This window comes from Streptomyces sp. BV286 (assembly GCF_019090165.1).
Classification (GTDB): domain Bacteria; phylum Actinomycetota; class Actinomycetes; order Streptomycetales; family Streptomycetaceae; genus Streptomyces.
Genome location: NZ_JAHRIB010000208.1, coordinates 43,220 through 65,781, shown reverse-complemented (window position 1 = coordinate 65,781; position 22,562 = coordinate 43,220). Strand labels below are relative to the sequence as shown.

Below are 22,562 nucleotides of genomic sequence, written 5' to 3'. Positions count from 1 at the left end.
GGGGAGACCCCCAGGGAAGGTCCATGCTTCGAACACCGAGCGGCGGTGCCGGACACGGCGCCGCCGCCGCGGACAACGGGCTGATGAGCATCGGCACGGTACTGAACGTGCTGCGTGACGAGTTCCCCGAGGTCACCGTCTCCAAGATCCGTTTTCTGGAGTCCGAGGGGCTCATCGAGCCGCAGCGGACACCGTCGGGGTACCGGAAGTTCAGCCCGGACGACGTCGAGCGTCTCGGCCACGTCCTGAGAATGCAGCGGGACCACTATCTGCCCCTCAAGGTGATCCGCGAGCACCTGGACGCCATGGAGCGCGGCGAGGCCGTGCCGTTGCCGTCCGTGGGGCGTCAGCGCGACGGTGAGGCCCTGAGCGAGCCCGAGGGGCCCACGGTGGCCCGGATCGGGCGGGCCGAGCTGCTGGCCGCAGCCGAGATCGATGAGCAGGAGCTCGACGAGTGGGAGTCGTACGGACTCATCACTCCGCTGTTGGACGGCGTGTACGACGCCGAGGCGGTCACCGTGGCCGGACTGGTCCAGGAACTCGGGAGGTTCGGGATCGAGCCACGGCACCTGCGCGCCGTGAAGGCCGCCGCCGACCGGGAGGCCGGTCTCGTGGACCAGGTCGTGGCCCCCCTGCGGCTCCATCGCAACCCGCAGACCAGGGCACACGCGCAGGAGCGCACCAAGGAGCTGGCGGGACTCGCGGTGAGGCTGCATGCCGCGCTGGTCCAGTCCGCGCTCGGAGTGCGGCTGCCCTGAACCGAGGGCCCGCGCGGAACGTGGGATGGGGCACCCATTCCGTGCCCGACTACCCAAAGGTGCCGGGCACGGCCTAGGGTTGCTGTGTGAACGAGCTCGACGTCGTAGGTGTCCGGGTCGAAATGCCCTCCAACCAACCGATCGTGCTCCTGCGTGAAGTGGGAGGCGACCGTTACCTCCCCATCTGGATCGGGCCGGGGGAGGCGACGGCGATCGCCTTCGCGCAGCAGGGCATGGCTCCCGCGCGACCGCTGACCCACGACCTGTTCAAGGACGTGCTGGACGCCGTCGGCCAGGAGCTGACCGAAGTGCGCATCACGGATCTGCGGGAGGGCGTCTTCTACGCGGAGCTGGTGTTCGCCAGCGGTGTCGAGGTCAGTGCCCGGCCGTCGGACGCCATAGCTCTCGCTCTGCGCACCGGGACGCCCATCTACGGCAGCGACGGGGTCCTGGACGACGCCGGCATCGCGATCCCGGACGAGCAGGAGGACGAGGTGGAGAAGTTCCGCGAGTTCCTCGACCAGATCTCGCCCGAGGACTTCGGTACCAACAGTCAGTGACCGGCGCGGACGTCCGGCGGTGACCCTCCGGGGCGGTCGGACGACAGGCCGTGCGGCGTCCGTTCCGAGCGCATTCGGCTAGCCTTTCCCCGCGGTGGGGCACGGGAAACCACTCTCAGGGTGATTATCACCCGGCGTGCCGAGTGTGGCGATCGTTGACGCGCCCCTGGTGACTGCCTACCGTCGAGAAGGCAGGTCAAGGACGGAGGTCGGCGTGAGAAGCAGCGGCGACGGTACGGCTGGGGGTGCTCCCGGACACGGTCTGGGGGAGAGCGGCCCGTACCCGCTTCACAGCAGCGCGGCCGATCACGTACAGCGGCCGACCGCGGTGCCGGGGGACGGCGAGGTGGCGTCCGAGGAGATCGGTTATCGCGGCCCCACGGCCTGCGCGGCCGCGGGGATCACCTATCGGCAACTGGACTACTGGGCCAGGACCGGGCTGGTCGAGCCGAGCGTGCGGGCCGCCTACGGGTCGGGGACGCAGCGGCTCTACAGCTTCCGGGACGTGGTGGTCCTGAAGATCGTCAAGCGTTTCCTCGACACAGGGGTCTCACTGCAGAACATCCGCACCACGGTCCAGCACCTCAGGGAGCGCGGATTTGTCGACCTGGAGCGGATGACGCTGATGAGCGACGGCGCCACGGTCTACGAGTGTTCCTCGCCGGACGAGGTCCACGCGCTTCTCCAGGGCGGCCAGGGCATCTTCGGTATCGCCGTGGGCGTCGTGTGGCGGGACGTGGAGAGTGCGCTCTCGCAGCTGCACGGGGAGCGTGTGGACACGGGCGAGACGCTCGTCGGGACCAATCCCACGGACGAACTGGCGCGGCGCCGGAACCGCGCCGTCTGACCCGCCCCCTCCCGGCGGCCCGGCGGTTCGCGCAGGTCCGGTGCGGCTCCGAAGGCGTGTGCCGGGGCATTGTCAGTGGCGTAGGGCAGCATCGGTGAGGTGAGAACCGCGCCCACGATCCTGCATCTCGACATGGATGCCTTCTTCGCCTCGGCGGAGCAGGCAGCCAAGCCGAGCCTGCGCGGGAAGGCGGTCGTCGTGGGCGGCCTCGGGCCGCGCGGCGTGGTCGCCACCTGTTCGTACGAGGCACGGGTCTTCGGGGTGCATTCGGCGATGCCCATGGCGCAGGCCCGCCGCCTGGCGCCGAACGCCGCGTACCTCGTACCGCGCTTCGGGCTCTACCGGCAGATCAGCGAGCAGGTGATGGGGCTGCTGCGGGAGCTGTCGCCGCTGGTGGAGCCGCTCAGTCTGGACGAGGCGTTCGTGGACCTGGAGGCCGGGCAGGCGGCCTGGGACGAGGGGTCGGCGCGGCTGGCCGCGGGGAAGCTGCGCGCGGACATCCGGGCCGTCACCGGGCTGACCGGATCGGTGGGGCTCGCCGCCTCCAAGATGCTTGCGAAGATCGCCTCAGAGCAGGCCAAGCCCGACGGGCTCGTGCTGATCGAGCCGGGCAGTGAGCGGGAGCTGCTCGCTCCCATGTCGGTGCGCATCCTGCCGGGCGTGGGACCCGCCACGGGCGACCACCTGCGGCGGGCCGGGATCACCACGGTCGGGGAGATCGCGGAGGCGGGCGAGGACGAGCTCGTACGGCTGCTGGGGAAGGCGCACGGGGTCGGGCTGTACGCGATGGCGCTGGCCCGTGACGAGCGGGCCGTGGTGGCCGAGCGGGACACCAAGTCGGTGTCCGTCGAGGACACGTACGACGTGGACATCCACGAGAGGGTGCGCGTGCGGACGGAGGTGCAGCGGCTCGCGGACCGGTGTGTCCAGCGGCTGCGGGGCGCGCATCTGTCGGGGCGGACCATCGTGCTGAAGGTGCGGCGGTACGACTTCTCCACACTCACCCGGTCCGAGACGCTGCGCGGGCCGACGGACGATCCCGCGGTGGTGCGGGAGGCGGCGGCGCGGCTGCTGGAGTCCGTGGACACCACGGGAGGCGTGCGGCTGCTGGGTGTCGGGGTCTCGGGGCTCGCCGACTACACGCAGGAGGATCTCTTCGCCCAGGCCGGGGCCGCCGCGGCGGGAGAGCCGGTGGGTTCTGGTGAGGAAGTGGCGGTGGAGCCGGCCGGGGAGCCGGTGCCCGTCGCCGAGCGGCGGTGGCACGCGGGGCACGATGTGCGCCATGCCGAGTTCGGGCACGGGTGGGTGCAGGGGAGCGGGGTGGGGCGGGTGACCGTGCGGTTCGAGACGCCGGGGTCCGCGCCGGGGCGGGTGCGGACGTTCCGGGTCGACGACCCCGCGTTGGAGGCGGCGGAGCCGTTGCCGTTGGTGGAGCGAAGACCCGGCGACGCGGGGGTGCCCGCGGGACCGCCCGGGGTGGCCGGGGAGGGGTGACCGAGGCGCGTTCGAGCGTGGGGGCAGTCTGCGGCCGGTCGCGCGGTTTCCAGCGTCCCGGAGAGCCGCCGTCGCCCGCGCCTGTGAAAGGGGCTTCTACGGGGCTTCGTCCTTGCCCGCCAGGCGGCCGAAGTCACGGTCCGGGAAGGGGGGAGGCGGGCCCACGTCCAGGCCGTAGTGGTGGTAGAGCTGGAGTTCTTGTTCCGGGGAGAGATGGCGGCCCACACCGAAGTCCGGGGCGTCCTTGATCAGGGCTCGCTCGAAGGGGATGCGCAGTGATCCGCCGACCAGCTCGCTGGGCTCCAGGGGGACGAAGGCATCGCGGCTGAACAGGCCGGTGCGTATGGCCGCCCACTCCGGTACGCCGGTCGCGTCGTCGAGGTAGACCTCGTCGACCGTGCCGATCCTCGTGCCGTTGCGGTCGAACGCCTTGCGGCCTATCAGGTTGCGCGGATCGATGTCGGTCTGCACGGGCCCTCCAGCTGCTCGCAACTCATCCGTAAGCACTACGAAAGAGCACTTTGAGGAGGGCGGCCACTCGAGGGAACCCCGCTGGTACGCTGGGCAACGGCTGCTGACCCCGTGCGGGAGAGTCCTCCAGGCTTCATCGGAGGCGCCGAAGGAGCAAATCCTCCCCGGAATCTCTCAGGCTCACGTACCGCACGGACGAGGTCACTCTGGAAAGCAGAGCGGTGTACGGGTGTTCGACGGATGCTGCTCTCACCGACGGTGAAAGTCGGCGCGCCCTCGTGGCGGGCCGGTGAAGCTCTCAGGTTGAGATGACAGAGGGGGAGGCCGTTCGGGCACCCCCACGCCGTGGTGCCCCTCGAAGGTCGTCAGACCAGGAGGCCTCCGCAATGACCGCCCATCGTATTCCGCTCTCCGAGCTCGAACAGGGAATCCCCTTCGAGCAGCGCCACATCGGGCCCGACACCGAAGCCCGGGCCAAGATGCTCGCGCAGGTGGGGTACGGCTCGCTCGACGAGCTGACGGCCGCCGCGGTGCCGGACGTGATCAAGAACGCCGACTCGCTCGACCTGCCGGGCGCCCGCACCGAGGCCGAGGTGCTGGCCGAGCTGCGCTCCCTGGCGGACCGCAACCAGGTGCTCGACTCGATGATCGGGCTCGGCTACTACGGCACGTTCACGCCGCCCGTCATCCTGCGCAACGTCATGGAGAACCCCGCCTGGTACACGGCGTACACGCCGTACCAGCCGGAGATCTCGCAGGGCCGCCTGGAAGCGCTGCTCAACTTCCAGACCGTGGTCGCCGACCTGACGGGTCTGCCGACCTCCGGTGCCTCGCTCCTCGACGAAGGCACGGCGGCCGCCGAGGCCATGGCGCTGTCGCGGCGCATGGGGAAGAACAAGAAGGGCCTCTTCCTCATCGACGCGGACACGATGCCGCAGACCGTCGCCGTGATCGAGACCCGCGCCGAGCCCGCCGGCGTCGAGGTCGTCGTCGCCGACCTGAGCGAGGGCATCCCCGCCGAGCTCGCCGAGCGCGAGATCAACGGGGTGCTCCTCCAGTACCCCGGTGCCTCCGGAGCCGTCCGCGATCTCGGGCCCGTCGTCGAGCAGGCGCACGAGCTGGGAGCGGTCGTCACCGTGGCCGCCGACCTGCTCGCCCTGACGCTGCTCACCCCGCCCGGTGAACTGGGCGCCGACATCGCCGTCGGCACGACACAGCGTTTCGGCGTGCCGATGGGCTTCGGCGGGCCCCACGCCGGATACATGGCCGTGCGCGAGAAGTTCGCGCGCAGCCTGCCCGGACGGCTCGTCGGCGTCTCGGTCGACGCGGACGGCGACAAGGCGTACCGGCTCGCCCTGCAGACGCGCGAGCAGCACATCCGCCGTGAGAAGGCGACCAGCAACATCTGTACGGCTCAGGTACTGCTCGCCGTGATGGCCGGCATGTACGCCGTCTACCACGGTCCCGAGGGCCTCCGGGCCATCGCCCGGCGCACCCACCGGTACGCCACGATCCTCGCCGCCGGCCTGGCGGCGGGCGGCGTCGAGGTCGTCCACGAGGCGTACTTCGACACGCTCACCGTTCGGGTGCCGGGCCGGGCCGCCGAGGTGCTCGCGGCCGCACGCCAGGGCGGGGTCAACCTCCGTCAGGTCGACGCCGACCACCTGTCCCTCGCCTGTGACGAGACGACGACGCGGGCCCAGCTGGGTGCCGTCTGGGCGGCGTTCGGAGTCGACGGTGACGTGGCGGCATTGGACGCGACGGCGCAGGACACGCTGCCGGACCCGCTGCTGCGCACCGACACGTACCTCGCGCACCCGGTCTTCCACCAGTACCGCTCCGAGACCGCGATGCTGCGCTACCTGCGCCGGCTCGCGGACCGCGACTACGCGCTCGACCGGGGCATGATCCCGCTCGGCTCGTGCACCATGAAGCTCAACGCGACCACCGAGATGGAGCCGGTCACCTGGCCCGAGTTCGGGCAGCTGCACCCCTTCGCGCCCGCCGAGCAGGCCCAGGGCTACCTCACGCTCATCCGTGAGCTGGAGGAGCGGCTCGCCGAGGTCACAGGCTACGACAAGGTGTCGCTGCAGCCCAACGCCGGATCGCAGGGCGAACTGGCCGGTCTGCTGGCCGTACGCGGCTACCACCGGGCGGCCGGCGACGACCAGCGCACCGTCTGCCTGATCCCTTCCTCGGCGCACGGCACGAACGCGGCCAGCGCGGTGATGGCCGGGATGAAGGTCGTCGTCGTGAAGACCGCCGAGGACGGCGAGATCGACGTCGAGGACCTGCGGGCCAAGATCGAGCAGTACCGCGACGAGCTGTCCGTGCTGATGATCACGTACCCCTCGACGCACGGGGTGTTCGAGGAGCACGTCGCCGACATCTGCGCGCAGGTGCACGAGGCGGGCGGCCAGGTCTACGTGGACGGCGCCAACCTCAACGCGCTGGTGGGACTGGCCAAGCCGGGTCACTTCGGCGGCGACGTCTCGCACCTCAACCTGCACAAGACGTTCTGCATCCCGCACGGCGGCGGGGGCCCGGGTGTCGGCCCGGTCGGCGTACGCGCGCACCTGGCGCCCTACCTGCCGAACCACCCGCTGCAGCCCGCGGCCGGCCCGGAGACGGGCGTGGGACCCATCTCCGCGGCTCCCTGGGGCTCCGCGGGCATCCTGCCCATCTCGTGGGCCTACGTCCGTCTCATGGGCGGTGAGGGACTCAAGCGGGCCACGCAGGTGGCCGTACTCAGTGCGAACTACGTGGCCAAGCGTCTGGAGCCGCACTATCCGGTGCTCTACACCGGTCCCGGCGGGCTGGTGGCGCACGAGTGCATCATCGACCTGCGGCCGCTGACCAAGGCGACCGGCGTGAGCGTCGACGACGTCGCCAAGCGGCTCATCGACTACGGGTTCCACGCGCCGACGATGTCGTTCCCGGTGGCCGGCACGCTGATGATAGAGCCGACCGAGAGCGAGGACCTGATCGAGCTCGACCGGTTCTGCGAGGCGATGATCGCCATTCGCGCGGAGATCGAGAAGGTCGGCTCGGGGGAGTGGGCCGCGGACGACAACCCGCTGCGGAACGCGCCGCACACGGCAGCTGCGCTCGGCGACGCGTGGGAGCACGCGTACAGCCGTGAGGAGGCCGTCTTCCCGGCGGGTGTGTCGGCCGCGGACAAGTACTGGCCGCCGGTGCGGCGGATCGACCAGGCGTACGGCGACCGGAACCTGGTCTGTTCCTGCCCGCCGCTGGACGCCTACGAGGAGTAGTCGCTCCCGCTCATGCGTCGGGGCCGGTTCCGGGAGTGCTTCCCGGGCCGGCCCCTTCTCTGTCCGGGCGGCCTGCCCCGCCGCCCTTGGTGCGCCGTGCCGCTCAGGCGGCGGTCATCACGCCCGTGGCCACAGGCCGGTGCGGGGCGATGATCCGGCCGTCCGGCAGGAGCTCACCGGTGTCCTCGAAGAGCAGGACGCCGTTGCACAGCAGGCTCCATCCCTGCTCCGGGTGGTGCGCCGCGAGGAGCGCTGCTTCCCGGTCGGCGGAGTCGGCTGTCGGGCACGGTGGCTGGTGCTGGCACATTGATGGGATCTTTCGCTGTGGTGTGACGTCGGTGTTCGGTGTCGTGTCTGTCCCGCGGCTCGAACTGGTGCTCATGGCCGCCCCCCGTTTGTCAGATGGTTCAGAACCCAGTGTTGCCCTACGGGCGTCAATCCGCAGGGATTTCGCGGCAGCGCTCCTCACAGGTTGAGGACGCATCACCCGTGCGGACGGTTCATTCCAACTGGGCTGTCCCTTCGGGTGGTTCGGAGTGGCTAGATGGGGCTAGTCCGTACGGGCCGGGGGTGCGCTGCGTCCTCCTGCCGTCACTCCACGCAACCCCCTTCCCACCGGTCACCGCGCACAGCGGAGTGCCCCGCGGCCGGGTGGGGCCGCGGGGCACGGAAGCCGGGGATGTGCTCAGGCGGGTGAGCCGAGCAGCGGGACGTGCGTCGGGGTGAGCCGATGAGTCAGGACGGGCAGCAGCTCGGCCACGCGGTGCGGTCGGTGCGCGGCGATTCCCGGCGGGGCGGGCGCCAGGGGTACGAGCAGGTCGGTGGCGGCGGGGCGGCCCTCGGTGCCGTCGGCGCCGCAGTCCCCGTGCAGCCAGAGTGTGAGCATGTAGAGCGCGGGTACGGAGAGCAGGCGTGGCTGGTAGGGCCCCGGCATCGTCTCGGCCTGGCGCAGGGCGCGTTCGGTGGCGGTGATGTACGGGCCTTCGAAGAAGTGGGAGAAGGCCCATCCGTCGGGCGTCAGCCTGGTTTCCGCGGCTGCTATGGCCCGATCACCGCAGTGGACGAGGAAACGCCACCCGGCCAGCCGGGTGCTGGAGGCGCCCGTCGACGTGATGTGGTCCAGTACATGGACGGGCAGGGGGTGTTCGGCTGTGAGGGGCCCCTGGGCGCTGCGCAGGGACGGGGTGCGTGCCTCGCGGACCGCGGTGGGGGAACCGAGGGCCGTGAGGACGGTGCGCAGTGCGGGTGCGGGAGCCTGCGGGACGTGCAGCGGCATGGTGGGTCGCCTCTCATTAGACAGGCATGGTGGCGCGAGGGCGGGGGCGGACGGCGCTGTCAGCTCTCGGGGTCAGAGGGGGCGGGGGGCGCGTGGGGCCTGTCGTCGAAGCGACGGCTGCCGCGCGGTGACCGGCACACGCGCTCGCAGAGTTGCCGGAAGGTCCTCGCGACTTCGCCACGAGATCCTTCCGGCGCCTTTGCGATCGCACGCACCCACACCGCGCGGCCCGCCCTTCGTGCGAACGACGTCACTTCGACGACAGTCCCCGCGGCCGCGAGCGTCAACTCTCTGCCTCGTTCGCGGAGTTTATACGACACGTGTTCAGACGATGTTTCATCTAACCGCTTCGCACATTAAAGGCAAGAGACAATTCGGTCGTCGTTACGTGTGTTTGCTCCTGGTTCTCCAGGGGTACCCGACGATGACCTCGGGATATGCCACCGAGGTGGTCGGCCGGTTCTCGTCGGTGTTTTTCACGACAGTGCCGATCGTCAAAAACAACGCGGTGACTCATGCCTGGTGAATGTGCCCGGAGAAAGCCGCGTTCAGACTAGTGCCCGGGGGATCCTTCCAGGGCGTTATCGATCACATTGCCTGGGCATCATCCCCCGGTGACCCGGGACACCAGCGGCCGGTTCTTCGGGCTGCCCAGTCGAGGAGGGAAGCTTCGATGGGGGAGAAGGTCGTGGCGGGGCCGATCGGGCTGTCCGATCGGCGACGGTACCGCGAAAAGCTCCAGCAGTGCCTGGCGGGGCTGGCGCGCTTGTTGGCGGAGAAGCAGTTCGACCGTCCCAGGAATCTCATGGGACTGGAGATCGAGCTGAATCTGGCGGGGCCGGACGGCATGCCGAGAATGATGAATGCGCAAGTACTCGAGCGTATCGCGAGCCGCGATTTCCAAACAGAACTCGCCATGTTCAACCTGGAAGTCAACATTGCTCCCCATCCGCTTGAGGGCCGTGTATTCGACCGTCTCGCGGAGGAGTTGCGGACGTCGTTCGCGTATGCCCACCGGAAGGCGAACGAGGTCGATGCCGGGATCGTGATGATCGGTATTCTGCCGACCCTCGCCCGTGACGACCTGGTCTCGGCGAACCTCTCCGACGTGGACCGCTACACGTTGCTCAACGACCAGATCGTGGCGGCCCGCGGCGAGGACTTCACGCTGGACATCGAGGGCGTGGAGCGGCTCAGCTGCACCTCGGCGTCCATCGCGCCCGAAGCGGCCTGCACCTCGGTGCAGTTGCATCTCCAGGTCACCCCCGGACGGTTCGCCGATGTGTGGAACGCCGCGCAGGCCGCTGCCGCGGCCCAGATCGCGGTCGGCGCCAACTCGCCGTTCCTCTTCGGCCGTGAGCTGTGGCGCGAGTCCCGGCCGCCGCTGTTCCAGCAGTCCACCGACACCCGCCCGCCCGAGCTCCAGGCGCAGGGGGTGAGGCCGCGGACCTGGTTCGGTGAGCGGTGGATCTCCTCGGCGTACGACCTCTTCGAGGAGAACCTGCGCTTCTTCCCTCCCCTGTTGCCCATCCGCGACGAGGAGGACCCGCTGCGCGTCCTCGACGAGGGAGGCATCCCGAAACTCGCCGAACTCGTGCTCCACAACGGCACCGTCTACCGCTGGAACCGCCCGGTGTACGGCATCGCCGACGGTGTCCCGCATCTGCGCGTCGAGAACAGGGTGCTGCCCGCGGGCCCCACCGTGATCGACGTCGTCGCCAACGCGGCCTTCTACTACGGGCTCGTACGCGCACTGGCCGCGGAGGCACGGCCCGTGTGGACCCGGCTGCCCTTCGAGGCAGCGGCCGCCAACTTCGACCACGCCTGCCGGTACGGGATCGACGCCCGCCTGGAGTGGCCGCGGCGCGCCCGGTACGGCGGGGTCACGCGGGTGCCCGCGGTACAGCTGGTGCTGGACGAGCTGCTGCCGCTCGCCGCGCAGGGGCTGGACGCGTGGGGCGTCGAGCCGGCCGACCGGGACCTCTACCTCGGTGTGATCGAGGAGCGGTGCAAGCGAGGCGTCAACGGAGCCTCCTGGCAGTCGCGTACGTTCCACAAGGCGCTGGAGAGCGGCTTGGGGCGGGACGCCGCGCTGGCCGCCACGACGCAGCGGTACTGCGAGCTGATGCGCCTCGGTGAGCCGGTGCACACCTGGCCGGTGGGGTTGCGCGAGCCGGCCGTCCCGCTGGGGTGAGGGGTCAGTTCTTGTCGCCCGCCCGGACGACGGCCTTCAGGATCACCGAGTGGATCTGGGACGGGTCGGTGACCAGATGGCCCGACCCGCCGGTCGCCTCGGCGATCTCGCCCAGCTCGTCCTTGTCGGCCTCGGGGCCCACCGCGATCGCGATCAGAGGCACGGGGCGCTCCGGGTCGGTGATCCTGCGGAGCTCGGCGACCAGGCTGGAGCGCGAGATGCTCCCGGGATCCTGGTTCACGCCGTCGGTCAGCAGGACCACCGCGTTGAACTTGCCTTTGCGATAGGAGGCCGTGGCCGCCTTGTACGCGGCCAGGGTGGTGTCGTACAGGCCGGTCGCGCCGTCCGGCACCGGCTTGAGGCCACGGAAGGCCGCCGACAGCCGGTCCCGCTGCGTACCGCTGCCCACCTGGTCGCCGAGCCGGTCGGTGGGCACGAGGACGCGGTAGTCGCGCTTGCCGTCGAGCTTCGTGGAGAACGTCCACAGCCCGACCTCGTCCTCCGGGGTGAAGGTGGTGAGGGCCTGGAGCAGAGCCGCCCTGGTCACGGCCATCCGGGACTCGCTGGTGCCCGGCACCGGGTCCGACATGGACGAGGAGGCGTCGACGACCGCGGTCAGCCGGGCGCTCTGCACGGTGATCGTCCACATGCCGAGGGCCTCCTCGATCTCCTTGTCCGTGATCGGTTCGTCCGGCAGCACCTTGTACGGCTGCGGCGCTCGGCCTCCCGCTCCGGCGACCAGGGCGGCCGGGGCCTCGTCGTCGTCCGTACGGAAACCGCGTTTCTCCAGGATCCTGCGCCCCGCGGGCTCGCCGAGGAGTGTCATGAAGCGCAGCGCCGCCCGGCTCTCGTCGGTGGTCAGCGTCGGTTCGTCGACCAGCGCGAACGGGTGGTCGAGGCGGGGCGAGCCGTCCTTCGGATAGAACAGGTCGAGGTCGTCGCCGCTGTCCGCGGACGCGTTGTACGCGAACGCCGCCTGCTCGGCGAGGATCAGTGCCTGATTGCGCCTCGCGTTGCCCTGCTCGGCGGCGGAGAGGTCGCGCGGCAGGGTTTCCAGGACCTGGCCGTCGCTGTCGGAGGTGCGCTGCGAAAGGGCCTTCGCGGTGGCGGCCGCCTGCGTGTCGCCGTCCTTCGCCCCGCTCGTCGCGTGGACCAGCTGGGTCAGCGCGAGCAGGCCCGTGGCACTGTGCGAGGGGTCGCCCGCACCGAGCTTCAGGCGGCCGCTCGTCAGGGCCGCGCCCGCCAGCTCGGTCCAGGAGTACTGCTTCTCGGGCCAGCCGAGGGACTTCGCCGCCGTGGGAATCATGGCGACGGCGATGGGGGACAGGGCGACATTGCCCGCCGGGGTCACCGGAATCGACCGGTCGTCCGCCAGGACCCGGTTCACCCACACGCCCGAGTCCGGTACCCACGCCTCGAAGTCGGTCGCGCCCTTGCGCCGCGACCGCAGGTCTTCCATCACCTCGTCGCTGTCCCGGGCGGTCACGCTGATGTCGAGGCAGCTGCCGTCGGACGTCACGTCGTTGTCCCGTGCGTAGCCGGCCGCGTCCTTGAGGGCGGGCGCGATGCCGGGTGCGGCGACGATCCTGAGGCGGACGGCGCTGTCCCAGCAGGACGCGCCGAAGGACAGCGGGCCACCGTCGACCGCGGCCGCGGTGCCGGCGGCGAGGGCGAGCGCGAGGCCCGCCGCGAGTGCCACGTTGCGGCGCGGAATGCGTGACCGGGGGCCGGTGCGGCCCCTTCGCGGCCCGTCGGGCAAGCTGTGACGTCCCATGACGGTGTGCCCCTCCCTGATCGAGCCTTGAGCCGTAGAAGCCGGAAACGGCCGAATGGTATGGCACAAGGGGGATGCGCTCCGCATGACGTCCGTCCACCGACGGCCCGTCGCGCACGATCTTCGTAACTTCTTTCGAGACCCTAGCGGGGCGAAGACGGGGATGAGGCGGGGATTACTCAACTGGAGGCATGCGTGCAGGTGGGGCAGGGGCCGGTGGCTGATTCCTTTCCCGGGGAACGGCCCACGCGGCGGATTCTCCGCGACGAGACGCTGCTCGTACTGGGGGTCTCGCTCGGGGCGAGCGGGGTCTCCGCGCTGATCAGCTTTGTCGGGTCGGTCACCCGACCGGGAGGTCTGAAGGATCAGGCGGCCACGCTCAACGCCTCGGCCGCGCCCGGCCGTCCGTGGCTCGATCTGGCCTGGCAGCTGTTCGGGATCGCGTCCGCGCTGGTGCCGGTCGCCCTGGTCGCGCACTTCCTGCTCCGCGAGGGGAAGGGGCTGCGCACGCTCGGCTTCGACCGCACCCGTCCGTGGCCCGACCTCGCCCGGGGCGCCGCGATCGCCGCGGTGATCGGCAGCTCCGGCATCGCCTTCTACCTGGCGGCGCGCGGCTTCGGCTTCAACCTCACCGTCGTGCCCGAGGCCCTGCCCGACGTGTGGTGGAAGTTCCCCGTCCTGATCCTCTCCGCGATCCAGAACTCGGTGCTGGAGGAGGTCATCGTCGTCGGGTATCTGCTGCGCCGCCTCGACCAGTTGGGCTGGACGCCGGTCTCCGCCCTGGTGGCCAGCTCGGTGCTGCGCGGCTCGTACCACCTCTACCAGGGCATCGGCGGGTTCATCGGCAACATGGTGATGGGCGTGGTCTTCGTCTACCTGTACCGCCGCTGGGGCCGGGTCGGTCCACTGGTGGTAGCCCACGCGCTCCTCGACATCGGGGCGTTCGTGGGATACGCGCTGCTGGCGGGCAAGGTGGGGTGGCTGCCCACCGCCTGAGCGGAGCCGCCGGCACCTGCGCGGCATGCCGGGGGCGTGGCGTGTGAGGGGCGTACGAGTCGGTCGTACGCCCCTTTGTGCTGTTCACGGCCTGCTCGTGCTGTTCACGCGAGCAGGTCGCCCTCGATCACGGTGACCGCACGGCCGGAGAGGAACGTGCGGTCGCCCCTGAGCTCCGTGCGGACCCGTCCGGAGCGGGCGGAGGCCTGGAGGCCGGTGAGTTCGGCACGGCCGAGGCGCTCGGACCAGAACGGGGCGAGGGCCGTGTGGGCGCTGCCGGTGACCGGGTCCTCGTCGATGCCGATGTTCGGGAAGAAGCAGCGGGAGACGAAGTCGTAGCCCCTGGAGGGATCTTCGGCGCGGGCCGTCGCGATGATGCCTCGTTCCGAGTGACGGCCGAGGGCCACGAGGTCGGGGGCGAGGCCCAGGACCGTCTTCTCGTCGGCGAGTTCGACGAGCAGGTCGCCGATGTTCGGGCCGGTGTCGTAGGTGGTGAGCGGCTCGGCGCCCAGGGCCTCGGCGACGCCCGGCAAGTTCTCGACAGCGGTGAGCGGGGCGGTCGGGAAGTCCATCGTGATGGAGCCGTCCTCGAGCGCGGTCGCGACGAGCACACCGCTCCTGGTCGCGAACCGTACGGGGCCCCGGGCCGCCCCCGTGGTGGCCAGCACGTGTGCGGTGGCGAGTGTCGCGTGGCCGCACATCGCGACCTCGGCGGCGGGGGTGAACCACCGCAGTGCCCAGTCCGCGTCACCGCCCTTCGGGAGGGGGTGGGCGAACGCCGTCTCGGCGTGGTTGACCTCCAGGGCCACGTGCTGCAGCCAGGTGTCGTCCGGGAAGGACGTCGAGGCGTCGAGGAGGAGGACCCCGGCCGGGTTGCCGGCGAAGGGGCGGTCGGTGAAGGCGTCGACGATACGAATCCGCATGCGCACGACGGTAGGCGCTGCTCACGGGCACGGGCCAAGGCCAATCCGCGGCGGGCGGCCTTCTTCTGACCCTCTCCGGTCCGCCTCCTGGCCGCCTTCTGCCGGCAGAACCTTGTCGTGCGACCTATTCCGATATATCGTTGACGCATCGCGACAGATCAACGATGGAATGGAGTGATGGCGATGCGTTCCCATGGAGAGGAATACGGACCGGGCTTCGGCCCCGGTCACGGTCGTGGACACGGCCACGGTGGCCCCGGTCGGGGCGACCGGGGAGGCTTCGAAGGGCGGCGTGCGGCCTTCGGTCCCTTCGGGCCCGGCTTCGGCGGTCCCGGATTCGGTCCGGGCCCCTGGGGCGGGCGCGGAGGCCGGGGCGGACCGCGTGGCAGGGCGCGGCGCGGCGACGTACGTGCCTCGATCCTGGCCCTGCTCAAGGACCGGCCCATGCACGGTTACGAGATGATCCAGGAGATCGCCGAGCGCAGCGGAGGGGCGTGGAAGCCGAGCCCCGGCTCGGTGTACCCGACCCTTCAGCTGCTGGAGGACGAGGGCCTGATCAGCAATGCGACCGAGGGCGGCAAGAAGCTGTTCTCGCTGACCGAGGAAGGCCGCGTCGCCGCCGACGAGGGTGCGGAAGCGCCCTGGGAGGATGCGGGACGCGGGGTCGACTGGGAGGCGCTGAGCGACATCCGGCAGGCCGGCTTCGGTCTGATGGAGGCGTTCGGGCAGGTCTGGAAGACCGGCAGCAAGGAGCAGCGCGAGAAGGCGCTGGCCGTCATCAACGAATCGCGCAAGAAGCTGTATCTGATCCTTGCCGACGAGGACTGATGGCTCGGTCCATCCGGCCGAACCGGCCGCGACGAAGGGGGTGCCTCGACTTCGAGGCACCCCCTTCACGTGTGTGCCGGAGGGGTATGTCGTGGAGGCCTCTAGGCGACCAGCCCACCCAGTTTGCGCAGGGACTCGTTGAGGGCCGCCGTCGCCGAGTCCTTCAGCTTGCCCGCCATCAGTGAGACGGCGGCGCCCGTGAACTCGCCGTCGATACGGACCGTGGTGGCCCCGCCCTCGGGGGCCAGCGTGTAGCGCGTGGCGACGATCACGGACATCGGCCCCTTGCCGCGGATCGCGAACGTCCGGGCCGTCTCCAGTTCCTCGATGGTCCAGTTGACCTCGGCCGGGAAGCCCATGAGCTTCATGTTCTCCTCGAAGGTGCCGCCCACTTCCAGGGTCTGGGGGCCGCCCTTCGGGAAGCTGGTGTGAGTGGAGTTCCACTCTCCGTACGAGGAGAAGTCCGTGAGCTGCGCCCAGACCTTCTCGGGGGGCGCCTCGATCCGTGCTTCCGCGCTGACTTCGGCCATGCGGCCACCCCTTCGTCTCGGGCGCTGCGCCGGGCGCAGCTGCCTACGGTGTCGCGGAACGTAGCCGCAGGGGCCCGAACATTCAATACTGATGAACCGTCAGGAAATGTGGAGGCCGTTGCCGCCGCGAGGGGCGACGAGCGGGGACTGCGCTCAGCCGACGCGCCGTATCACCGCCGCGTCGAACAGGTCCCACGCGCGCGGGAAGGGGCCTTCGTCGTGGCAGTGCCACGCCTCCCAGAACAGGTCGGCGAGCAGCGCGTCCTCAGGGGCGTAGACCCGGTACACGTACTGTCTGCCGTCGACCGACGGCAGGGCCACCAGCCAGCACCTGCTCTCCATGTCGCTGTGGACGAGCACCCGAGCGACGTGGTTGCGCGAGGGGCGCGGATCCGAGCGGCGCGCGCCCCCGACGCGAAAGCGGCGCGGTGTCATCCGTAAGGAGGAGGAAGCGGCTACCGGCGCACACCCTGCGCCGGACGCGAAAATGCTTCCTCACGAGGATGACCGGACGCCGGGTGGCTGATGAGGTGGGGGATGTGCAACACCGTACTTCCCATCAGCAGGCCGCCGAGCGAGGCCCGGTCGGCGTGGACGCGGACGCCCGGATCGGCGCGGAGCTGGCAGCCGTGGTCGCCGGAGCGCGCAGACGGGCGCTGCGGGACGGGGACCGGCAGATCGACACGGCTCATCTGCTGCACACGCTCCTGGAGTCGGACCCCGAAGTGCGCGAGCTCTTCGGGGGCGGCCCGCAGATCGCCCGCCTGCTCGGCTACCTCGTGCAGCGCAGCATCGGATACGGGCTGCGCTGGCAGGGTTCCGTCGAGGACTCGGGAGCCGTGCCGACGGTCACCGGCGACGGGTGGTCGCCGGTGGCGGCCGCGGTCATGACGGCCGCGTACGAGCGCGCCACGCGGCGGGGTGACCTGCTCGCGGAAGGCGTCGACCTGCTCGCCGCGCTCATCACCGAACCCGGGTCGCGGGCCGTGGAGGTGCTGGGGCGCGCGGGGGTCGACGTGCGGGAACTGCTGGCGCGCCTGGAGGGTGCGGCCGGTCGGGGCGTCGAGGCCTGAGGTACTCGGACCGGACCTCCGAACCGTTTCCGGCCCACTTGCTCGCGGGGCGCGCCCCGGGCTCCGGCGCGCGGAGACGGTGTGGCCGGTGATGTGCCCGTCCGGCGTGCCGATCCTGGACGCCCACTTCGGTGCTCCGGTGCCTCGACGTGCCGGGGGTCGGCCCGTCCAGTCGATGAGACAGGTGTCAATGGGGGTGACGCTCATGTCATCGCCTGTCATCATGGTGCATACGTCAGAGAGCAGTCAGGGCAACCGCGGCAGGGGCATCGGCCTGGGGCTCGCGCTCGGGTCCGCGGTCGCGTTCGGTGGATCCGGTGTCGCCGCCAAGCCGTTGATCGAGGCGGGCCTCGACCCTCTGCACGTGGTGTGGCTGCGCGTCGCGGGTGCCGCGCTGGTCATGCTGCCGTTGGCCGTGCGCCACCGGCGGCTGGTGCGTGAACGCCCCGCGCTGCTCGCCGGATTCGGACTGCTGGCCGTCGCCGGCGTCCAGGCCTTCTACTTCGCCTCGATCTCCCGGATACCCGTCGGGGTCGCGCTGCTCGTCGAGTACCTCGCGCCGGCGCTGCTCCTCGGCTGGGTGCGGTTCGTGCAACGCCGGCCCGTCACCCGTGCCGCCGCCCTCGGGGTCGTCCTCGCCGTCGGTGGTCTGGCCTGTGTCGTCGAAGTGTGGGCGGGGCTGAGCTTCGACGTCCTCGGACTGCTGCTCGCACTCGGCGCCGCGTGCTGCCAGGTCGGCTACTTCGTCCTGTCCGACCAGGGCGGCGACGCGGGCGAGGAGGCGCCGGCCCCGCTCGGCGTCATTGCGTACGGACTGCTCGTCGGTGCGCTGGTCCTGACGGTCGTCGCGCGGCCGTGGGGCATGGACTGGTCGGTCCTCGCGGGCACGGCGGCCCTGGACGGAACGGCCGTCGCGGCCTCGCTGCTGCTGGGCTGGATCGTGCTGATCGCGACCGTCGTCGCCTACATGACCGGCGTCCTGGCGGTGCGCAGGCTCTCGCCCCAGGTGGCGGGGGTCGTGGCGTGCCTGGAGGCGGTCGTCGCGACCGTGCTCGCCTGGGTCCTGCTGGGCGAGCACCTCTCGGCGCCCCAGATCATCGGCGGCGCGGTCGTGCTGTGCGGTGCCTTGATCGCGCAGACCTCCACGCCGGCCAAGACCTCGCAGACACCGGCGGATGCTTCGCAGGCGCCGGGGGAACCGGGGGCGGGGGAGGGCTCGCAGGAGCCCGGGGCGCGTGCCGCGGGGGACGCCGAAAGGGAGTTGTCGGGACGGGGAACCGCGGTCTAGGCTCTTGATCATGCATTCGAACGCTCTCGTTCTTCCGCCTCCGGCCGCCTGAGCGGGCCGTCCGGAACCCGCGCCCGGCCACCGGCCGGGCGCGCCGGTGTTGCCCGCGGACGAAGTCCGAGGACCCTCCGTGCCGAAGCGACAGCCGTGCTCTCGGCGACGTCCCGTTCACATCGACTGCCATCTCCGTGGCCACCGCCGTGCTCGTGGTGATCGTCGTGTTCGTGCCGCCTGCCGCGCGTGACGGCCGCCCGTCCCGCGGCGGCGCACGCCGCTGAAGCGCTGACGTGCTGTCTGCACGGCGTTGGACGTGGTCCTTTCCCGAACTTCTGCGGATCTGCGGAGAGAACACGTGTCGAATGCCGTCTCCGGCCTGCCCCTCGGGCGAGGCCTCCTCTACCTGACCGTCGCCGGCGCCGCCTGGGGCACCGCGGGCGCGGTCGCCGCGCTCGTCTACCGCTCGAGCGACATGGGCCCCGTCACTCTGTCCTTCTGGCGCTGCGCGGGCGGCCTGGCCCTGCTGCTCGCCGTCCGGTCGCTGCGACGCCTGGCACACCCTCTCGCACGGCCCCGGCTGCGTACCCGCCTGCTGCGGACCGGTGCCACGGGCATCGGGCTGGCGGTCTTCCAGACCGCGTACTTCGCCGCCGTCGAGGCCACCGGACTGGCGGTGGCCACCGTCGTCACCCTCGGCGCCGGGCCTGTGCTCATCGCGCTCGGAGCGCGGCTGACCATGGGAGAGCGGCTCGGGCGGGCCGGACATGCCGCCGTCGCCGGGGCGCTCGCCGGGCTCGCGGTGCTGGTGCTCGGCGGCGGGGACGCGACGGTCCGGCCGTGGGGGATCGCGCTCGCGGTCGTCTCCGCCGTCGGCTACTCCGTCATGACCTTGCTGACCCGCTGGTGGGGGCGTGGCGGCGGCGTCGACGCGTCGGCCGGCACCGTGGGGGCGTTCGCCGTCACGACCCTGTGCCTGCTGCCGTTCGCTCTCGCCGAGGGACTGGTACCGCACACCACGGAACCCGTCAGGGTCGTCGCGCTGCTGGCGTTCGTGGCGGCTGTCCCGACCGCCCTCGCCTACGCCCTGTACTTCGCGGGTGCGGCCGTCGTCCGCTCGGCCACCGTCTCCGTGATCATGCTCCTCGAACCCGTGAGCGCGGCGGTGCTCGCCGTCGGGCTGCTCGGCGAGCGGATCACCGCGGCGACCGTCGCGGGCACCCTGCTGATGCTCGGATCGGTCGCGGGGCTCGCGGTCGCCGAGGCACGGGGCAAGGGGACCGCCGGGACAGTGTCCGAGGAGGCGCCGGCGCCGCTCCGTCCGCGTCTCCACGACGCCCGCAAGCCGCAGGACCCCGAACTCGGCGAGCGCGTATGACCAGCCGCGCGGGCCCACCCCTGTAGGGCCCGCGCGGCACGGTCATTCCCGGGGTGACCCGGTGTCAGGCCCGGCGCCGCCTCAGCAGGTGGGCTCGCGCCGCCGCGTCCCCGGGACCGCCCCTCTCGGACAGTTCGTCCGCGACACGGTTCTGGATTTCCTCCGACCGGTGATTGGCGTACTTGAACTTCGCCCGTACGCCGGTCACTTCGAGCCGCAGGCCGCGAATCCCGGACAGCATCCGGCCGTACGGGCCCTCCCCGACGGCCACGCGGGCCGAGCCGCCCTCCGGCTGGAAGTGGCCGACCTGCCGGTTGAGGAGCTCGGCCTTCTCCGCGGGGTCGTCCACCACATGGGCGGTGCAGCGGAGCTGGACGGCGGCGTAGAAGCTCGTCGGGGTGCCGTGGTCCGACGGGGCGTCGGGCGGAGCCTGCCAGGGGCCCGGCACGAACACGTAGTCGTCGACCACGCTCAGCGTCACGAGCGGGTCGGCCCGGAGCGCGGGCCACAGCGGGCTCGGGCGGGCCAGGTGGGCGAGGACCTCACCGCGCTCGGCGTCGTGGACGAAGTGGACCGGCTGGACGTGCGGCGGCTCACCGGACAGGCCGTTCACCGCGAGCTGGCCGAAGTCGTGGACGGCCAGCCACTGCTGCCACTCGGCGTCGTCGAGGGACGCGTCCCAGGGATGGATGAGCATCAGAGCGTCGTCAGGTAGTCGGGCACCTCGATGCCGGGCGCCAGGTCGTCGGCCGCCACGGGAGCCCCGTAGCTCGTGCGGACCGGGAGGACGCCGGTCCAGTGGGGCAGGCCGAGGTCCTCCGGTTCGTCGTTCGGCCCGCCGGTGCGCAGCTTGGCGGAGACCTCGGCGAGGTCCAGGCGCAGTACGGCGGTGGCGGCCAGCTCCTTGGCGTTGGCGGGCCGGGAGTCGTACGAGCGGCCGGGCACCACGTGGTCGACCAGCGCGTCCAGCGCCTCCCGCTTCTCGTCCGGGTCCGTCACCTGGTGCGCCACGCCGTGCACCACCACCGAGCGGTAGTTGATCGAGTGGTGGAACGCCGAGCGGGCCAGCACCAGCCCGTCGACGTGCGTGACCGTGAGGCAGACCGGCAGTCCTGGGTCGGTCTGACCCGCCATCCGCAGCGGGCGCGAACCCGTCGAGCCGTGCACGTAGAGCCGCTCGCCGACCCGTCCGTACAGCGTGGGAAGCACGACCGGCGCCCCGTCCCGGACGAAGCCGAGGTGGCCCACGTACCCCTCGTCGAGTATCGCGTGCACCATCTCGTGGTCGTACGCGGCGCGGTCCCGGGAGCGGGTGGGGACGGTGCGGTCGGTCGGGGTGTAGGTGGCGGGGTGCGGGGCGGCCGTCTCCGTCATGGTGCTCTCCAGGTCAGCGTCGTCATCTGTTCTCGTGGGTACGCGGTGGGCTCGGGCATGCCGTGCTCGCCTTGCGCCCTGTATTGCACTAGTGCATACTCTGCTTTGTGCTAGGAGAGTATCGGATCGAAGGAAGGCGCGCAGCCGAGATTGCGGCCAGCGTCGAGCGAGCGGTGGGCTCCGGAGAGCTGGAGCCCGGTCAAGTGCTGCCGCCCATGCGGGAGTTGGCGGACCGGCTGGGCGTGAATCCCAATACCGTCGCGGCCGCCTACCGCACGCTGCGGGAGCGCGGGGTCATCGAGACCGCGGGCCGGCGCGGCAGCCGGGTACGCCCCAAGCCGGTGACGACAGCCCGTGAGCTGGCCCGTCCGGACGTACCGCCCGGGGTGCGCAACCTGTCCGACGGCAACCCGGACCCTGCCCTGCTGCCCTCGCTCGCCGAGGCGTTCGCGGCCGCCGCGGAACTCTCCGACCGCAGGCCGGTGCTGTACGGAGAGGCGGGCGTTGACCCGGAGCTGGCGCGGGCGGCCCGCGCCGACATGGACGCGGACGGTGTGCCGGACGGGCCGGTCCTCGTCACCTCGGGATCGCTCGACGCCATCGAGCGGGTGCTCAGCGTCCACCTCCGGCCCGGGGACGCGGTCGCCGTCGAGGATCCGGGCTGGCACAGTGTGCTCGACCTGGTCCCGGCCCTCGGGCTGCGGGCCGTGCCGGTCGGCGTCGACGACGAAGGGCCGCTGCCCGACGACGTACGGGCCGTCCTGGCGGGCGGCGCGCGGGCCCTGATCGTCACCGACCGGGCGCAGAACCCGACGGGCGCCGCGGTGAGCGCCACGCGCGCGCGTGCCCTCCGTGCCGTCCTGGGGGAGTACCCGGAGACCCTGCTCATCGAGGACGACCACGGGCACCGCATCGTCGACGTGCCACTGCACCCGCTGGCCGGGGTGACCCGGCACTGGGCACTGCTGCGCTCGGTCGCCAAGGCGTACGGGCCCGACCTGCGGCTGGCCGTGGTCACCGGCGACACCGAGACCCTGGACCGCGTCCAGGGGCGGCAGCGGCTGGGACCGGGCTGGGTGAGCCGACTGCTGCAGCGGGCCGTCGTGCACCTGTGGGCGGGCGGCGAGGTGGACAGCCGGGCCGTGGCCGTCGCCTACGGGCGGCGCCGGGACGCCCTGATCGGCGCGCTCGCGGAGCATGGCATCGAGGCGCACGGGCGCAGTGGCATGAACGTGTGGGTGCCCGTACCGGACGAGACCGGGGCCGTCGCGCGGCTGCTGCACTCCGGCTGGGCCGTGGCGCCGGGGGCCCGCTTCCGGACGGGTGCGCCGCCCGGGCTGCGGATCACCGTGTCGACACTCGGAGTGGACGAGGCCCGGCCCATGGCGGACGCGATCGCCGCCGCGGTGGGGCCCGCGCCCGCACGGCGGTACGTCTGACCGGCGCCGGCCTTGGCCCCGGCCTCTGGCCTTCGGCCCCCGGCCCCCGGCCCCCGGCCTCTGGCCTTCGGCTCGGGGTGTCCGGTGGCGAAG

Annotated in this window: 21 protein-coding genes and 1 riboswitch; of the genes, 12 read left to right on the top strand and 9 right to left on the bottom strand. The window is 71.5% G+C overall.

The annotated features are described in order from the left end of the window. Window positions 1-23: 23 nt before the first annotated feature. From KUF83_RS39190 to KUF83_RS39175, 4 genes are all read left to right on the top strand, one after another. On the top strand, window positions 24-758 hold the full coding sequence (locus KUF83_RS39190; RefSeq protein WP_217459877.1) for a MerR family transcriptional regulator: 735 nt from the start codon (window positions 24-26) through the stop codon (window positions 756-758). 86 nt (window positions 759-844) lie between these two features. Continuing rightward, window positions 845-1,318, top strand: coding sequence for a bifunctional nuclease family protein (locus tag KUF83_RS39185; protein ID WP_217459876.1), 474 nt, complete (start codon window positions 845-847; stop codon window positions 1,316-1,318). A gap of 214 nt (window positions 1,319-1,532) precedes the next feature. Then, window positions 1,533-2,165 (top strand): MerR family transcriptional regulator, encoded by a 633-nt coding sequence (locus KUF83_RS39180; protein ID WP_217459875.1) that lies wholly within the window; start codon window positions 1,533-1,535, stop codon window positions 2,163-2,165. Window positions 2,166-2,264: 99 nt separating this feature from the next. Then, window positions 2,265-3,659 (top strand): DNA polymerase IV, encoded by a 1,395-nt coding sequence (locus tag KUF83_RS39175; protein WP_217459874.1) that lies wholly within the window; start codon window positions 2,265-2,267, stop codon window positions 3,657-3,659. Between the two features lie 96 nt (window positions 3,660-3,755). On the opposite strand, the gene KUF83_RS39170 is transcribed toward KUF83_RS39175, so the two are convergent. After that, on the bottom strand, window positions 3,756-4,130 hold the full coding sequence (locus tag KUF83_RS39170) for a PRC-barrel domain-containing protein (RefSeq protein ID WP_217459873.1): 375 nt from the start codon (window positions 4,128-4,130) through the stop codon (window positions 3,756-3,758). 104 nt (window positions 4,131-4,234) lie between these two features. After that, a riboswitch (glycine riboswitch) is annotated at window positions 4,235-4,330 on the top strand. Between the two features lie 186 nt (window positions 4,331-4,516). Between KUF83_RS39170 and gcvP the strand changes: the two genes are divergently transcribed. Further along, a complete protein-coding gene (gcvP, locus tag KUF83_RS39165; protein WP_217459872.1) occupies window positions 4,517-7,402 on the top strand; it encodes an aminomethyl-transferring glycine dehydrogenase in 2,886 nt (961 codons plus the stop codon). 103 nt (window positions 7,403-7,505) lie between these two features. Here the strand turns inward: gcvP and KUF83_RS39160 are convergent, their stop codons facing one another. Both KUF83_RS39160 and KUF83_RS39155 read right to left on the bottom strand, forming a co-directional pair. After that, window positions 7,506-7,709 carry a DUF5999 family protein gene (locus KUF83_RS39160; protein WP_217459871.1) on the bottom strand — a complete coding sequence of 68 codons (204 nt, stop codon included), beginning with the start codon at window positions 7,707-7,709 and terminating at the stop codon, window positions 7,506-7,508. Window positions 7,710-8,087: 378 nt separating this feature from the next. Beyond that, window positions 8,088-8,678, bottom strand: a complete 591-nt coding sequence (locus KUF83_RS39155; RefSeq protein ID WP_217459870.1) for a hypothetical protein — start codon at window positions 8,676-8,678, stop codon at window positions 8,088-8,090. A 673-nt stretch (window positions 8,679-9,351) separates the two neighbouring features. Here KUF83_RS39155 and KUF83_RS39150 point away from each other — a divergent pair. Then, window positions 9,352-10,872 (top strand): glutamate-cysteine ligase family protein, encoded by a 1,521-nt coding sequence (locus KUF83_RS39150; RefSeq protein ID WP_217459869.1) that lies wholly within the window; start codon window positions 9,352-9,354, stop codon window positions 10,870-10,872. A 4-nt stretch (window positions 10,873-10,876) separates the two neighbouring features. Here KUF83_RS39150 and KUF83_RS39145 read toward each other — a convergent pair whose 3' ends face one another. Beyond that, window positions 10,877-12,646, bottom strand: coding sequence for a substrate-binding and VWA domain-containing protein (locus tag KUF83_RS39145; RefSeq protein WP_217459868.1), 1,770 nt, complete (start codon window positions 12,644-12,646; stop codon window positions 10,877-10,879). Window positions 12,647-12,841: 195 nt separating this feature from the next. Here KUF83_RS39145 and KUF83_RS39140 point away from each other — a divergent pair, with 195 nt between their 5' ends. After that, window positions 12,842-13,642 (top strand): CPBP family intramembrane glutamic endopeptidase, encoded by an 801-nt coding sequence (locus KUF83_RS39140; RefSeq protein ID WP_217459867.1) that lies wholly within the window; start codon window positions 12,842-12,844, stop codon window positions 13,640-13,642. A 104-nt stretch (window positions 13,643-13,746) separates the two neighbouring features. Here KUF83_RS39140 and KUF83_RS39135 read toward each other — a convergent pair whose 3' ends face one another. Beyond that, window positions 13,747-14,565, bottom strand: coding sequence for a PhzF family phenazine biosynthesis protein (locus KUF83_RS39135; RefSeq protein WP_217459866.1), 819 nt, complete (start codon window positions 14,563-14,565; stop codon window positions 13,747-13,749). A gap of 183 nt (window positions 14,566-14,748) precedes the next feature. Between KUF83_RS39135 and KUF83_RS39130 the strand changes: the two genes are divergently transcribed. Continuing rightward, window positions 14,749-15,393 carry a PadR family transcriptional regulator gene (locus tag KUF83_RS39130; protein ID WP_217459865.1) on the top strand — a complete coding sequence of 215 codons (645 nt, stop codon included), beginning with the start codon at window positions 14,749-14,751 and terminating at the stop codon, window positions 15,391-15,393. Window positions 15,394-15,494: 101 nt separating this feature from the next. Here the strand turns inward: KUF83_RS39130 and KUF83_RS39125 are convergent, their stop codons facing one another. Next, window positions 15,495-15,923 carry an SRPBCC family protein gene (locus tag KUF83_RS39125; RefSeq protein ID WP_217459864.1) on the bottom strand — a complete coding sequence of 143 codons (429 nt, stop codon included), beginning with the start codon at window positions 15,921-15,923 and terminating at the stop codon, window positions 15,495-15,497. 153 nt (window positions 15,924-16,076) lie between these two features. Then, window positions 16,077-16,265 (bottom strand): hypothetical protein, encoded by a 189-nt coding sequence (locus KUF83_RS39120; protein ID WP_217459888.1) that lies wholly within the window; start codon window positions 16,263-16,265, stop codon window positions 16,077-16,079. 197 nt (window positions 16,266-16,462) lie between these two features. On the opposite strand from KUF83_RS39120, the gene KUF83_RS39115 reads away from it, so the two are divergent. From KUF83_RS39115 to KUF83_RS39105, 3 genes are all read left to right on the top strand, one after another. Beyond that, complete coding sequence (locus tag KUF83_RS39115) at window positions 16,463-16,996, top strand: Clp protease N-terminal domain-containing protein (protein WP_374106248.1); 534 nt, start codon at window positions 16,463-16,465, stop codon at window positions 16,994-16,996. A 220-nt stretch (window positions 16,997-17,216) separates the two neighbouring features. Then, window positions 17,217-18,284, top strand: coding sequence for a DMT family transporter (locus KUF83_RS39110; protein ID WP_217459887.1), 1,068 nt, complete (start codon window positions 17,217-17,219; stop codon window positions 18,282-18,284). A gap of 352 nt (window positions 18,285-18,636) precedes the next feature. Next, window positions 18,637-19,656, top strand: a complete 1,020-nt coding sequence (locus KUF83_RS39105; RefSeq protein WP_217459862.1) for a DMT family transporter — start codon at window positions 18,637-18,639, stop codon at window positions 19,654-19,656. A gap of 64 nt (window positions 19,657-19,720) precedes the next feature. Here KUF83_RS39105 and KUF83_RS39100 read toward each other — a convergent pair whose 3' ends face one another. Then, window positions 19,721-20,353 (bottom strand): FMN-binding negative transcriptional regulator, encoded by a 633-nt coding sequence (locus tag KUF83_RS39100; RefSeq protein ID WP_217459861.1) that lies wholly within the window; start codon window positions 20,351-20,353, stop codon window positions 19,721-19,723. After that, complete coding sequence (locus KUF83_RS39095) at window positions 20,353-21,030, bottom strand: pyridoxamine 5'-phosphate oxidase family protein (protein ID WP_217459860.1); 678 nt, start codon at window positions 21,028-21,030, stop codon at window positions 20,353-20,355. The genes KUF83_RS39100 and KUF83_RS39095 overlap by 1 nt, the downstream gene beginning before the upstream one ends. Before the next feature lie 107 nt (window positions 21,031-21,137). Here KUF83_RS39095 and KUF83_RS39090 point away from each other — a divergent pair, with 107 nt between their 5' ends. After that, entirely contained in the window at window positions 21,138-22,469 is a 1,332-nt protein-coding gene (locus KUF83_RS39090; protein ID WP_217459859.1) for an aminotransferase class I/II-fold pyridoxal phosphate-dependent enzyme, read from the top strand. Window positions 22,470-22,562 lie beyond the last annotated feature (93 nt).